11 protein-coding genes and 1 pseudogene are annotated in these 13,957 nt (G+C 44.0%); 6 read left to right on the forward strand and 6 right to left on the reverse strand.

Features of this window, described 5'->3' with window-relative positions:
- Window positions 1–124: 124 nt before the first annotated feature.
- Window positions 125–793: pseudogene (locus AEA42_RS14110) on the reverse strand (Cache 3/Cache 2 fusion domain-containing protein); the annotation flags it as partial.
- A gap of 269 nt (window positions 794–1,062) precedes the next feature.
- On the opposite strand from AEA42_RS14110, the gene AEA42_RS14115 reads away from it, so the two are divergent.
- Window positions 1,063–1,308: a DUF465 domain-containing protein gene (locus AEA42_RS14115; RefSeq protein ID WP_047534029.1), complete on the forward strand. Its 246-nt coding sequence runs from the start codon at window positions 1,063–1,065 to the stop codon at window positions 1,306–1,308.
- Here the strand turns inward: AEA42_RS14115 and AEA42_RS14120 are convergent.
- A complete protein-coding gene (locus AEA42_RS14120) occupies window positions 1,293–4,373 on the reverse strand; it encodes an efflux RND transporter permease subunit (protein WP_055648067.1) in 3,081 nt (1,026 codons plus the stop codon). The genes AEA42_RS14115 and AEA42_RS14120 overlap by 16 nt on opposite strands.
- A gap of 2 nt (window positions 4,374–4,375) precedes the next feature.
- Window positions 4,376–5,491, reverse strand: a complete 1,116-nt coding sequence (locus AEA42_RS14125) for an efflux RND transporter periplasmic adaptor subunit (RefSeq protein ID WP_055648068.1) — start codon at window positions 5,489–5,491, stop codon at window positions 4,376–4,378.
- A 137-nt stretch (window positions 5,492–5,628) separates the two neighbouring features.
- Here AEA42_RS14125 and AEA42_RS14130 point away from each other — a divergent pair, with 137 nt between their 5' ends.
- Both AEA42_RS14130 and AEA42_RS14135 read left to right on the forward strand, forming a co-directional pair.
- Complete coding sequence (locus tag AEA42_RS14130) at window positions 5,629–6,249, forward strand: TetR/AcrR family transcriptional regulator (RefSeq protein WP_055648069.1); 621 nt, start codon at window positions 5,629–5,631, stop codon at window positions 6,247–6,249.
- Between the two features lie 164 nt (window positions 6,250–6,413).
- The gene (locus AEA42_RS14135) at window positions 6,414–7,304 is read left to right on the forward strand and encodes a DUF6268 family outer membrane beta-barrel protein (protein WP_055648070.1); all 891 of its coding nucleotides are present in this window, start codon (window positions 6,414–6,416) and stop codon (window positions 7,302–7,304) included.
- Here AEA42_RS14135 and AEA42_RS14140 read toward each other — a convergent pair whose 3' ends face one another.
- The 3 genes from AEA42_RS14140 to AEA42_RS14150 form a co-directional block, all read right to left on the reverse strand.
- Window positions 7,305–7,865 (reverse strand): chalcone isomerase family protein, encoded by a 561-nt coding sequence (locus AEA42_RS14140; RefSeq protein WP_055648071.1) that lies wholly within the window; start codon window positions 7,863–7,865, stop codon window positions 7,305–7,307.
- Window positions 7,866–8,109: 244 nt separating this feature from the next.
- Window positions 8,110–8,589, reverse strand: coding sequence for a DUF2947 domain-containing protein (locus tag AEA42_RS14145; protein WP_037424885.1), 480 nt, complete (start codon window positions 8,587–8,589; stop codon window positions 8,110–8,112).
- Window positions 8,590–8,693: 104 nt separating this feature from the next.
- On the reverse strand, window positions 8,694–11,159 hold the full coding sequence (locus tag AEA42_RS14150; protein ID WP_055648072.1) for a 6-hydroxymethylpterin diphosphokinase MptE-like protein: 2,466 nt from the start codon (window positions 11,157–11,159) through the stop codon (window positions 8,694–8,696).
- Between the two features lie 378 nt (window positions 11,160–11,537).
- Here AEA42_RS14150 and pseB point away from each other — a divergent pair, with 378 nt between their 5' ends.
- The 3 genes from pseB to AEA42_RS21885 all read left to right on the forward strand — a co-directional run.
- Window positions 11,538–12,533 (forward strand): UDP-N-acetylglucosamine 4,6-dehydratase (inverting), encoded by a 996-nt coding sequence (gene pseB / locus AEA42_RS14155; protein WP_055648073.1) that lies wholly within the window; start codon window positions 11,538–11,540, stop codon window positions 12,531–12,533.
- On the forward strand, window positions 12,530–13,681 hold the full coding sequence (pseC, locus tag AEA42_RS14160) for a UDP-4-amino-4,6-dideoxy-N-acetyl-beta-L-altrosamine transaminase (RefSeq protein ID WP_055648074.1): 1,152 nt from the start codon (window positions 12,530–12,532) through the stop codon (window positions 13,679–13,681). Before pseB ends, pseC begins: the two co-directional genes overlap by 4 nt.
- A 132-nt stretch (window positions 13,682–13,813) precedes the next feature.
- The coding region (locus AEA42_RS21885; RefSeq protein WP_197278443.1) for a transposase at window positions 13,814–13,957 on the forward strand (144 nt) is incomplete at its 3' end.

A 13,957-nucleotide genomic window follows, 5' to 3' on the forward strand; every position in this document is an offset into this window, starting at 1 on the left:
ATCACGCTTGCAGGAACATACGGGAACTGCTTGGCATGGTATGGCATTTTATGGGAACCGTTTCCCCATTTCCTGGCAGTGGGCATGGCACGGCGAAAATGTAGCAGTATTCGGATCAGCTATTTAGAGTGATTTTATTCACCGCATCTTGTAATTGAGTTAAGGATTGCGTGATTTCAAAACCGATATATAAGATCCCAATCACTTTTCCTTGGAGATCCTTAATGGGTCGATAGACGGTCATGTAGTCTTTACCAAAAAGTTTGGCGTAACCTTCATAAACCTCGCCCTTGATTAAGGTCGGATAACCTGGATGGGTTTTACCTAAAAAGGTACCTAAGGCGCGGCTGCCATCGGGTTTTTTAAGGGAGGTTGCAATACGAACAAAATCATCTCCAGCGAGAGCAAAGACCGTAGCTGTGCCACCTGTGAGGTTAGCAAAACGGTCAACTTTACTCTTTGAAGAGTTGATTTGTTCTTTTTCATGTAACAATGCTGGCGTGTTTACGCCAAGTACATTGACCGTTTTATCCAAGATACTGAATTGACCAGGATACATTTCTTTAAATACATCGGCATTGCGTCTTGCTAGTTGCAACAAGCTATCGTATTGAAGCTCAAGCATATCGGATACAGCGTGCATTTCGGCTTTCATGGCACTAATGCCTTTGTCCTCGAGCACATTTGAAGCGGATTTATAGGAAAGAGTACTGAGTATACAGAAAATAATAAGGGTAAGGGCAAACGCGAGAGCACCGATCTGTTTTGCAATAGGCCAATTTTTATAGTTCATTCTGCGATCCTATAGGGTAAAGGTTAACGCTAATGTAACCTAACTTTTACGTCATGGTCTTGATATGGGTCTAAGATTTTCTATTATTTATAGATAGTTCGCTGACATATTGCCAATTCCTACCACGATAACCTTGCTTTATTTTAGCGGATAGGAATATAGCACTTTGCGATAGGGAATGCGGTCTAGAGTGATAAGTTTTGGGGTAAATGGATACTTCCCATGGCTTATCGCAATCGAACCAATACAAGACGACAAGGAGTGACATTATGTTGGGTGAAAATCATGCGTTAATTTATGAGTTTCCAGATTTTGCTGACCATATTCATCATCTTAAAAAAAACAATGCAATTTTCGCGACCATGGCGCAGCGTTACCATGAGTTAGACCATAAAATTCGCGCTCTAGAGTTAACCAAAGTGCCCACCAATGATGAGCACTTTGTGGCCTTAAAATTAGAACGGCTTCACCTTAAAGATAAGTTGTATCAATATCTGGTTCATGATGCTATTTGAGGCGACAACGGCGATGTATCTAACCTATTGCGGTTTTTCATTAGTAGTAGATACATGGTTGGCACCCAAACGAGTGATAGTAAGGTTGTTAGCAAGGTGCCTCCCGCGATAGCGATGGCAAAGGGCGGCCAAAATCCGCCACCTGCAATAATCAGCGGAATAAATCCCCCCACCGTCGTGATTGTGGTTGAGCTGATATGCCGACCACAGCCGCTGACAATATTGATAATTACAGCTTTATCTCCCGCTCTGCCATTTGGTGTATCTTCCAGCTCAGCCAAAATCACAATCGCCGCGTTGATCGCAAGCCCCATTAGGCCGAGTAGCGCGATGATCACAGGGAAGCCAAAGGGATAACCAAAAACATAGACCGCAAGTAGCCCAAGCCCCGCCGACTGTAATGCGCTCAGTAAAATAATCGCTGTTAGCCTAAAGGAGTTAAAGGACAAGACAACTGTGGCCAGCAATAAGGTAACCACTAAAATGATATTAGACAGTAGATTACCTACCGCTTCATTGCGTTTAGCGCTTTCGCCGCCAATTTCAATCCGATAACCTGCCGGTAGTTTGATTGCGGCCACTTTATCTTTTACATCATTTAAAACTTGGGCAGGTAATACCCCGCTGACGATATAGGCTTCGATCGTGTTGACGCGTTGACCATTACGCCTAGGGATCGCCCCGCGACTGACTTGCACCTCGTTGTGGGACAGTGCAGATAACGGAACGGCAGTGCCCGAAGGGGTCATGAGCTGGATTTCCGCAATACGGCTCGCCTGCTCGCGGCTACTCTCACCTAGACGCACGCGTATAGGAAGTGACTCGGTTTGTTCTAACACGCTGCCGCCAATCACTCCAGTTGTAGACATTTGGACTTGTCTAGCAATATCCGTCAGGCTTAATCCGCTGATTAAGCTCGCATCTTCATTGACCTGTAGCCATACCTTTGGTGACCCTGCACTCAAGGTTGCGCGGGTGTGGATCACATCGGGCGTTGCAGCCAAAATATGACGGATTTCATCACCCAAGGTGCGTAATGTTTCCAGATTAGGGCCAAAAATCATCAACTCGACCGGGGCATTAAAGGGCGGGCCTTGCTCCAGTTTACGCACCAGCACCTGCGCTTCTGGAAAGTCTTTATCCAAGCTTTGCTGCAACTCTGGGATAAGGGCGTTGGCGCGCTCAAAGTCGCTGGCTTTCACCATAGCTTGGGCATAGTTAGTGGCCCCCTGTTGGCGCTGAGTTAAGTTGTAATAAAACGAAGGGGTATTGCCACCCACAACCCAATCGACTTGGCTGATACCCTCGATTTGATGCAACTGCTTATCCATCAATAGCACTTGGTTTAAGGTGTTTTCGAGGCTGACATGGGGGGCGAGATACAGCTCAATTTGGAACATATCCCGATCCGATGGCGGGAAAAACTGCTCAGTCATCTTGCCTGAAGCGTAAAAACCTAACAGCGGTATTATCCCGATAAGCGTAGCGCTCAGTAGTGGGCGATTGAGCGCAAATCTTAGGCTTGCTTGAAAGTAACCGCTTACTAAAGGCACATTGATACCATGCTGATACCAGACAGGATGTTTACCTTCGAGGCTAAAGCGTCCCGCAAGACCGGCGATCAAAGTATGGGATATTACATAGGAGCCAAAGAGTGCAAACATTACCGATATAGCGATGCCACTCACAAATTCTCCGGCTGCGCCTGGCATTAATACGATCGGCGCAAAGGCTAGAATAGTGGTAATCGTTGAGCCCGCCAAAGGCAACCACAGGTGATGTAAGGTCTCAGTCACAGCGTTTAAGCGACTCATACCCTGTTGGCGGCGCTGGGAAATGGCATCAACAATTACAATGGCATTGTCCACCATGATCCCAAGGGCGACGACTAGACCTGTGACCGACATTTGATGAATGGGTAGGCCGATATACTTCATGCAGGCTAAGGTAAACAGGGCGGTTAAGGGAAGTGATAGGGCAACGATAATCGCGTTTCTTAAGCCCAAGGTCAGCAGTAAGACTGTGAGAATAATCACAAACCCTTGTATTAGGTTGATAACGAGTCCGCCAAGCCGGTCACTGGTGTAACTGTTTTGCTCAAATAACCATTGCACTTTGATATTTGCGGGAAGCTCGTTGTTGAGCTCATCGACCAGTTGCTTGACTTGTCCTTGCCAGATATCAACACGGGTGTTATTCAACATGCGCGCTGCGACAAACACGCTTTGCTCACCGTCAACGAGAGCGATGCTATCTGCTGGTTTTTTAGCTTGGCGGCTGATAGTCGCAATATCGCCCAGACGAATGATTTGCCCATCGTTATCGACTTTAAGTGGTACTTGGCGAATACGGCTCTGCGAATCGAGCTCACCCGAGACTTCGACAAGGGCGCGAAAGTGATTGTTATTGATCTCACCAGCGGCAATTTTACTGTCGGCGCTGCTTAAGATTTTCGCTATGGTACCCGGCGTTAATTGCAACTGGCTCATCTTATAGCCATCGAGCTGGACTAGGATTTCTTCCTCGGGTGCGCCGTAGAGTTTAACGAAATCGGTGCCGGATAAGAGTCTGAGCCTGCTTTGTAATTCCTTGGCATAGCGGTTGAGCATATCCACCCTAGGTTGACTGTTATCGTTCCACACTAGGCTTAAAATCGCGGTGTAGGCGTAGCCGACTTGATCGTCTAAGGTCGGTGTCTGTATGTCATCGGGGAGGGTGTTTCTGGCATCGGCCAGCAGATCTCTCGCCCTTGACCACACAGGCGCAGTATCTGTCACTGTGTCTTTGAGCTCTAACTGGATCACCGAGATACCGGGTCTTGAGGTGGATTGAATCAGCTTTATTTCCTCAAGGCGACGTAATTGATTTTCTAATACTTCGGTGACAAGCGCCTCGACCCGCTCGGCGGAAGCGCCGGGATAAGGAGTGATGACAGAGGCAAAGCGGTTGGTGATATGTGGATCTTCGGTGCGAGGCAAACTGGACATCGCGCCAAATCCCGCGACCAGTAGTAGGGCGATCACTAGGCTGACTAAGCGACCATTTTCGACGAAGGCTTTAATCATGATTACCTCGCCGTTACGAGTGTTGTGGAAACGGCTTGGCCTACGACTAATTTATGCAAACCTTGAGTCACATATTGTTCGTCGGCTTTAATCGCTCCTTGGATATAAGCCATATCCTGCGTGGTGTAGAGGATATCGACATCGCGACGTTCTATTTGAGTTGAAGCGCTATCAGCTGTTTGTTGCGCCGTAACATAGATATTCCAGCGTCCTCGAATACCATCAATCAGTGCTGAAATTGGCACCCAGTAGCCTGCTTGTTCAACGGTTTGTTGTTGATGTAAATAGGCTATTTCTCCATTTATCACCTTGGCCTGTGCCGGTAGGCTAATCCGCAGTTGTACCGTGCGGCTAATGGGGTTGACCTCGGCACTGATCCCAGCAACTTTAGCCATAAATAGTTGATTCTGGACACTAACCTTTACTTCTTGTCCGGTAGTGAATTGGTTAGCAATGGCAACCGGGACACCGATATAGGCCTCGGTATTGATGCTGCCAACTAAGGTAAAGACGGGGTTACCCGCGGCAACGACTTCCCCCAAATTATGTTGGCGCTGACTGATGATGCCATCAAAGGGGGCGAGTAAGTGTGATTTGTCGAGTTTGAGTTGATTGGCATGCTGCGAGGCCAGCAGGCGTTGTTTAGCCGCCTCTAGGCTGGTGAGTTGAGTTCGAGTTTCATCGAGCAATTGTTCAGAGACATAACCGGACTTCTTCAGTTCTAGATTCCGTTTGAGAGTGCTGGTGGCAAGGTCAACATCGGCTTGGGTTTGCGCTAAGCTTGCTTGGATTTCTTGGCGCTCGGCTTCAAGCAAGCGGGTATCCAGTTTGGCCAATACTTGCCCCTGAGTCACCTTAGCGCCGCTATCGACAGTTAACTCACTGAGCTTACCCGATAATTCAAATCCGACGCCCGTGGTATTGCCCGCACGGATTGTGCCAGTGAATACTTGCTCACTCTGATAGCTAGTCGACAAGCGCAGCGGTGCCGTCGTCACGGTTTGTAATTGCGCAGTATTGGCATGCTCTGTCACTTCCTTTTGACAGGCCGTTAAGGTGGAGACGGCAATCACGCAAACGCAAAATACACGCCAAAAACATCGGGCCGCTTGATCCATTTGAATCCTTCCGTTGTAAGCTTAAGGTTAATTTTATGTAACTAGACTTGCTAGTCTAGTTGCGTGGAACTGGACTGTCTAGTCTATTTTATGCTTAACTAATACGAATTAATTATGTTGCTACCTTGAGTGAAGATATGACTCAGTCCACCGAGATCCCGATGAGCCGCAGTGAACAAAAGAAACAGCAAGTGCTGGTGGCGGCCATTGACTTGTTTTGCCGCCAAGGTTTTCCCCATACCAGTATGGATGAAGTCGCTAAATTGGCGGGTGTTTCTAAGCAAACCGTTTATTCTCACTATGGCAGTAAAGATGACCTGTTTGTGGCGGCGATTGAATCCAAGTGCGTTGGCCATAACTTAAATGCCGACTTACTCAGCGATCCAAGCCAACCCGAAGCCACTATCACCGAGTTTGCGTTGCAATTTGGTGAAATGATTGTCAGCCCTGAGGCTATTACCGTCTTTAAAGCCTGTGTGGCGCAATCTGAGAGCCACCCTGAAGTTTCAAGGTTGTTTTTTGAGGCGGGGCCACAGCATATGCTTGCGATGCTGACAAAATATTTAGGGGCGGTTGAAGCGCTTGGAGTGTATCGCTTTTCACAACCGCATCACTGCGCGGTACGTTTGTGTTTAATGTTGTTTGGTGAGTTGAAACTCAGGTTAGAGCTGGGACTGGAGACGGAGAGCTTATTGGGGGAGCGTGAGCAGTATATTCGGGGTTGTGCCGAGATGTTCTTAAAAGCCTACCGAGTGTAACAACATTAAGCGGTTGGTATCAGTTTGTATCTTCTTCGAAAAGAGTTTACTTTTGTTTGAAATCGAGCGTATTATCCGCAACAAATGACTTAACAGTAACGCAAGGAGCAGGCGTGACTAAATCACTTGATTCTCGAGTTAGCATAAAACATAGCCTAGTTTGCATGGGAGTGAGTTTAATACCGCTTTTAAGCTTTTGTGCATCAGCGGCAGAAGCACCTAAGCAATATAAACCCTTTAAGTTGAGCGTATCGCAGATTAGTACCCAGAGAGCCTCGGTTGCCAATGGCGATACCGAGTTGCAGCGGGACAGTTTATTACTCAACGCCAGCGTCAATATTCCCCTAGATAAACAGTGGTCTATTGGAATGCGTGTCGGTTACGATAGGCTTGATTACGATTGGCGCAATATCCGTTTAACGGGGGCGAATAACGCCGCTGGCCTGTTTAGTGATGCGGGTGAAACCTGGGAAAATATCGACCGTTATCGCGCGGGCCTATCCCTTAGCTATCGGATGGATAAGCATTGGTCCTTTATGTTGTCGCCACAACTTCAATATGCCTATGCCGATACCGCATCGGCGAGCCATGCGCAGAGTTATGGTGTGGTTGCGTCGGCCATGTATGCCTTCGAGTCGGGCAATATGCTCGGTTTTGGCGTTGCGTATTTAAACGATATTGATGAAGTACGCACTATGCCTTATCTGGCGGTGAGTTGGCAGATTAATGATCGTTGGCGGTTAGCGAACCCATCCCAAGCGGGATTTAGTGGCCCTGCGGGTTTGGAGCTGAGTTATCAAATGAGCCCGGCATGGAATGTTGGCTTTGGTCATTCACGTCGCACCGAGCGATTTTTAGTCGCCGATAAAGATACCGTAGTAGAGACTAACGAGTGGGTGAGTTATTTGCGTGCTGGTTGGCAAGCTACGCCGGCCATTGCGCTGAATCTTTACGCGGGTTACTACTTCAATGGCGAATTAGAAGTCACCGATCAAACGGCGCTCGACATTGATAACCAAGGCGCTGCCGCCTTGGATCTCGAGTTCCGATTTTAATTACTGGCCCAGCATGGCCTCTTTGAGGCTCTTCTGGGCAGGTTTTTCCCCTAGCCAAATTTTGAGTAAGGCTTGGCGGAACATTTCCCCTTCAATCGTGGCTTGTTCTTGACCATTTTTATAGGCGGTAACGCCACGGCTCTTGTTGGCGATCAAGGTGAATTGGTCGCCTTCTTTGATTTCATCCTTAAATAGCGCCATAAAGGCGTCAATTTGTGGCTGAATGTCGGTCGTATTATCGGCGGTTGCGTGCTCAAAACCTTCGGTTATCGCATCACGCATTTTCTCGGACGTAATCATTCCAGACGTAATATTAAGGCGAATCGCGGCTATTGGAGCATTGATCACCTCGGCGGTAGTTTTGCTGGGAGTGGGCACGTACAGACTACCGACATACAAATCCATAAAGAATTTGCTGCGGACACCGGCGCCATTTAATTGCAGCGCCTGAGCGTCGAGCGTAATGCTGTCGGCGACTTGAACACCTGACACTTCTTTAGCTTGGGTAAATAGTGGAAAAAGCAAAGCAGTAGTGAGCGTTAAGGTTGAGAGTAACTTCATTATACACCTCATATTTTTTAGTTATGGCCGTTGAGTGTATCAATCATCTGAGTGACTCGAACGGTGATTTATCTGTAGATTGCGAAGCGATACTAATCGAAACCCAAGAGGAGCGATAGCCTAATCTGTGCAAGCTATCGCTGGTGACTTAGGCAAAACAAGGCGACTTTCCCTTGTCGAGCGCATTAAAAAAGCGATATGTGTGAAGAAATATTCGACCTGTTTAGTTTATTAGCTGACAGGGTTAGCCACGAACGCCTAATTTATATTGGCCATTTTGCTCAAACATCACCGCTTGTTTTTGCTTAGGGGAGATCAGGATTGGGCCATCATCAAAAAACAGAAAGCACTTCCAATTGCGGACAAACACATCCCAACGAGTCTCAATCACTTGATATTTTTCGTAGCAAAAATAGACCTGAGTATCCTCTGGCCACTGAATAAACTCGGCTAACATCTCGGGTAGACTGTTATCTTCACTGTCCCACGCACTCTGCCAATGATCTGTTTTGACCCATGCGTTGGCTTTGGCGGCCCAATCCCCTTTAGTAAACTGTTCGGCGCGGCTACTTTTATTGCTAATCCACTGATTCCACACCAGCATGGCGCTTTTATCCGTTAGCGGCAGAATGACAGTCTTGTCATCATCGCTCACAGGTAAGTCTTTGTGGTTAAAAATCCACTTACGGCGATAGGTGTCTAAAGGTATGTAGGTATGAGCCAAGCAATATCTCCTAGGAAATGGCAAGATTGAAACAGGCTCATTATAAGATGCTAAGCATGAATAATAAAATCGCCAAGTGGAGATATCACCACTTGGCAACTAGGTTATTGTGCTTCAGTCATGATTCGGGTGAGTTCTGCCACATAATGTTGTGCTACCTGATTACTCGGATCGGCATTGAGGGCATTGGTAAACGCAGTGTGTGCGCCTTCAGCTTGGCCAAGTTCAACCATGAATAAGCCAAGTTTTATCCAAGTCTGCGTATCTGAAGGATATTTTTCTAAGTAGTCTAGATAGACGTTGACTGACTCTTGGACTTTCCCTTGCAGTTTCAAAATATGCGCATATTGTGGCATATATTCATCACTATGAGCCAAAATTTTGACAAGTGTTGATGATGCAAGCTCTAAATCTCTTTGCTTTAATGCGAGTAAAATAATTTGTTTTAACTCCATCTCTGTATAGAGGTGTTCAGGCAGTGCCAATAGAACCTTTAAGGCTTGCTCGGGCTGTTGTTCTAGGTTTAACTTAAATGATAAAGCTAAGTGATACAATCTGTTAGCTTCTGGGTTATTATCAATTATTGACTTTAAATTATCGACAATAAGCGTGAGACCTTGATGATGTTGTGACTGGTTTAGTCGTATGATTTTGGTATAAACACGCTCCATTGAGGAGCCTGCTGTTAACTTGTCAACATAGGTTTGTCTAACCTCGGTAAGACTTTTTTGATATAGCTCATGAAGCTCTAGCAATAATGATTGTTCATCTACACTAAATACTCGTGTTTTGTGCATATTTTGCCAAATAATGCTTCTACCCGGCTGACCTTCATTTTTCCACCTTGACGCTAGGTCTGATAATGGAGTATCGCCTAGTTCATTTAACCTAAATTGTATTTTATTACAGGTATTTTCAACTAAAGTTAAGATATTCGAGCAGCTAGAGGATTGTGCATTATAGTATCTTTTCGTCATTTCATTTATATGCGATTGAGACCAGATTTCAGTTTCTCGTGTCGTTAAAAAATGGGAAAATTCAAAATAACCATAAAATTTAGCTAGCTTTGCTAGTTCTGAGTATTTTTTGTTTATTTTGTATTCTATTTTATTTATCTCATCAAGTACGTTAGCTGATGATTTTGAATTTAATGTTAGGTTGGTAGACAACACTTGTGCTTTTTTTGATAGTGAAAGCAGTTTGGTTAATTCTCTCTTAGTTTTAATACATTCCTTTTGTATATATAATAGATCTTTTTTAATATCATTTGATGACCAATCAATATTATCTATTTTTTTTGAGCCAAATATATTTAATGTGATCGCTTGTGGGGCAATGTGAGATATCCCTTGGATTTTAGCTGCGTTACTACATAAATTGAACATTTCAACTTGAGGGTTGTTTTTTGCCTCTTGTTCTAGAGCTTCCATAGCATGTTTTAGTTGTATTAATGTTTCAGCTTGATAGCCCGCGTAGGTCTCAACCCATATAGTGTTATGACCTAATCTAGGCCCAAGACTTGCTTCAATAGTCCCACTTGCATGACTATAACCAGACTTTGAATAACAAAAGTCAACCCCACTAAGCAATATCTTGCCAAACCCCATTTCAATAGCTAGACGCACTGAGCTATTGGTAACCGTCGGCCCAACAGTGATAATGTTATCGTGATCTGTATCACTTTCCCACGGTAAGCGTTGGCCCATATAAAGGGACTTTCCTGGCCATTGGGATAAAATTTTGGGACTAACATGATATGAATTGACAAAAAGTGTTTCATTAGTTAAATCAAACATACCACGACTAACATCGAAGCTGACCTCTTGTGGATCAACACTGACAACTATATCAGGAATAATACCATAATTAACTAATCTACCTGCAATTCTAGAGACTGAAAATATAAATAAATCTTTTTGATTTTCTTTAATCCAGTCAATGTTACCATCTAAAGATGGACCTCCGGCGATAACGATACTTGTTTTACCATTAAATTTATTTCTCAATAATTTTGCTTGGCTGTGATTGTCTGGAATGTTATTTAGTTGTGTTTGGATAAATATTTTTTGAGTGAAATTTATTTGGTTTTCGAAGTGTGCACTTTGCAGTCTAGATTCAATAGTATTTAATAAGTTGTTATAATCTTCAATGTGTTTAGCTGCTACAGCAAGTGAGGAATATATGCTATATTCTGTTTTTGCTATAAATAACTTTATATCTTCTAGTTTTAATGTTTCATCAAATTGTGACTCATCGATGATGATAAGTTTTTTTTGTAACTCAGTTGGAATATCAATGACTAATAGTGGCAATACTGAAGATAACTCGACTATAATAAATTTACTACCGTCAGGAATACCTTCTTCTAATATGTAATTCGCTAATAATCCAGAATCCATACCAACAATGATATTAAGCCTGTCTTTTTGAGAAAAAGCCTTTTTAAACTTACCATCATAGATGGTTTTGGAGTCAAGTCCTTCAAAGGTAGAGCGATTTATGCTGGGTAAGTAGTACTCGTTGAAGCGACTTATTGCAAAGTTATTCAATATGTTGGTTTGTAGTTGCATATTTTCCTCGATTGGGGAACAACTTGAACGTACACTTTAAGTGTCATAACGATAAATGCCACTTGATTGCAGTTTTTCGATGATGCAATTTATGTTCCAGAGCATTTTTGACGGTGTAGATGGTGTAAAGCCAAAGTGTTTAGGTTGAAAAAATTTTTAAATGATGAGTTTGTTATGAGTGTAGCAAGAAGTCTATAAAAATATTTTATTTGTGCTTTTTTATAATACTATCAATTATTTGTATGGTGATTTTGCTCTTGATTGTTTCAATATGAATTTATGGCGTGGATTTTGTATGGTATGGCGCTACATTGACAAATTGACTTATCGTTGTCACAAGTTGCGAATTGAAGATCTCAATAGTGGGCGGGAAACTCTATGTTTGATAACAAAACAATTTTGATTACCGGTGGCACTGGGTCATTTGGGCAAAAATACACCAAAACCATTTTACAACGTTATAAACCGAAGCGGTTGATCATTTTTTCCCGTGATGAATTAAAGCAGTATGAGATGCAGCAAGTGTTTAACGCGCCATGTATGCGTTATTTTATTGGTGACGTGCGTGATGGTGAGAGACTAAAGCAAGCCTTTAAAGATGTGGATTTTGTGATCCACGCCGCTGCACTTAAGCAGGTTCCCGCTGCTGAATACAATCCCATGGAGTGTATAAAAACCAATATCCATGGGGCCGAAAATGTGATCCGGGCCGCCATCAGTAATAATGTTAAGAAGGTTATCGCCCTCTCAACAGACAAAGCCGCGAGTCCAATTAATTTATATGGTGCGACTAAGTTGGCCTCCGATAAGCTGTTTGTTGCCGCCAATAACGTGGTGGGAGATGGCAAAACCCGATTCGCCGCAGTTCGCTATGGTAATGTCGTGGGGTCACGTGGCTCAGTCGTGCCTTTCTTTAAACAACTGATTGCTAATGGTGCTACTTCGTTGCCCATTACGCATCCCGATATGACACGTTTTTGGATTACTCTTCAGGATGGTGTTGATTTTGTTTTAAAAAACTTCTCCCGTATGCAGGGTGGGGAGATCTTCGTACCCAAAATTCCTTCCATACGAATCACTGATCTTGCCGAAGCCTATGGGCCGAGTTTGGAGCAGCAGATTGTGGGGATCCGCCCAGGTGAAAAAATGCATGAGGTTATGTGTCCAGGGGATGATTCCCACCATACTATAGAGTTTGATGATCATTTTGTTATTACTCCAAGCATTCGTTTCTTTGGCCGTGAAACTGACTTTTGTACCAATTCTTTAGGGGAGAAGGGGAAAGTAGTGCAAATGGGATTTGAATATAATTCTGGTACTAATCCACATTTTTTAACGCAGGATGAAATCCTGAAATTGGACTCGATAGCATGATCCCCTATGGTAAACAAGATGTAACTCAGCTTGACATTGATGCTGTAGTAGCAGTGCTTCGATCGGATTATCTTACTCAGGGGCCAAAAGTACCTGAATTTGAGAGTGCTATATCTAGTTATGTTGGAGCAAATTATGCTGTAGCGGTAAATAGTGCGACCTCTGCATTACATATCGCTTGTCTGGCTTTAGGTGTAAAGGAGGGGGATATAGTTTGGACTACTCCTATTACTTTTGTCGCTTCGGCTAATTGCGCTCTTTATTGCGGTGCAGACATCGACTTTGTTGATGTTGATCCAGCTAGCGGTAATATGTGCCCCGATGCTTTGGCGCTAAAGTTACGGCTTGCAGCCCAGATAGGCACCTTACCGAAGGTCGTTATTCCTGTGCATTTATGCGGTCATAGCTGTGATATGGTAGCTATTGCTAAACTTTCTGAAGAATATGGTTTTAATATCATTGAGGACGCTTCCCACGGTTTAGGAGGCAGTTACCACAGATATAACATTGGTAGCTGCAAATACTCAGATATCACTGTTTTTAGCTTTCATCCGGTCAAGATCATCACCAGTGCAGAAGGTGGCATGGCAATGACCAATAATATTGATTTGGCCGAAAAGATGCGCCTGTATCGTAGTCATGGGATCACTAAAGTGACAGCCGATATGCTTCGTCCCGATGAGGGGGAGTGGTACTATGAACAACATCTGCTTGGCTTCAACTACCGAATGACAGAGTTGCAGGCCGCGCTCGGTATGTCTCAGATGAAGCGACTCGAAACCTTTGTTTTGAAAAGAAATGAACTCGCTGCGCAATATCGTCAACAACTCATAGGTCTTCCCTTTAATTGGGTTGAGCCTTTGGCTGACTCGCTAAGCGCTAGACATCTACAAATGCTCCGTCTCGATAATGTTTCTATAAGACAACAACTATTCAATGAGATGCGAACTGCAGGTATACAAGTACATGTACACTATTTTCCTGTACACCTTCAGCCATATTATCTGCAAAAAGGTTTTCAACGAGGAGATTTTCCAGCAGCTGAGCGCTTCTATGAGCAGATCTTGAGCTTACCCTTATATCCTGGACTAGAACTTGATGAGTTGAATTTGGTGATAACCCAACTCAAGCTCCAGTTATCAAAGTAATGACAATTTTTTATTTTTAGCCCAAAACCACTTACTTCAGTAGGTGGTTATCATCATTTGAGGCTTTGCCTGTATACCTACCCATGTTAAATGCATCTTTGATTTTTAGCGAAGTCAAAAGAGGCAAATAACATGAGTAGATACGAGCAAGCATCGCATGTGTTCTGGCGATGTCAATATCATATAGTCTGGACACCAAAGTACTGGTTTCGGATATTGAAAGGTAATGTCGGAAAAGAGGTTTATCGATGCATTCAGGTTTATTGCCATCAAATT

This window comes from Shewanella sp. Sh95 (genome assembly GCF_001308045.1).
Classification (GTDB): Bacteria; Pseudomonadota; Gammaproteobacteria; order Enterobacterales; family Shewanellaceae; genus Shewanella; species Shewanella xiamenensis.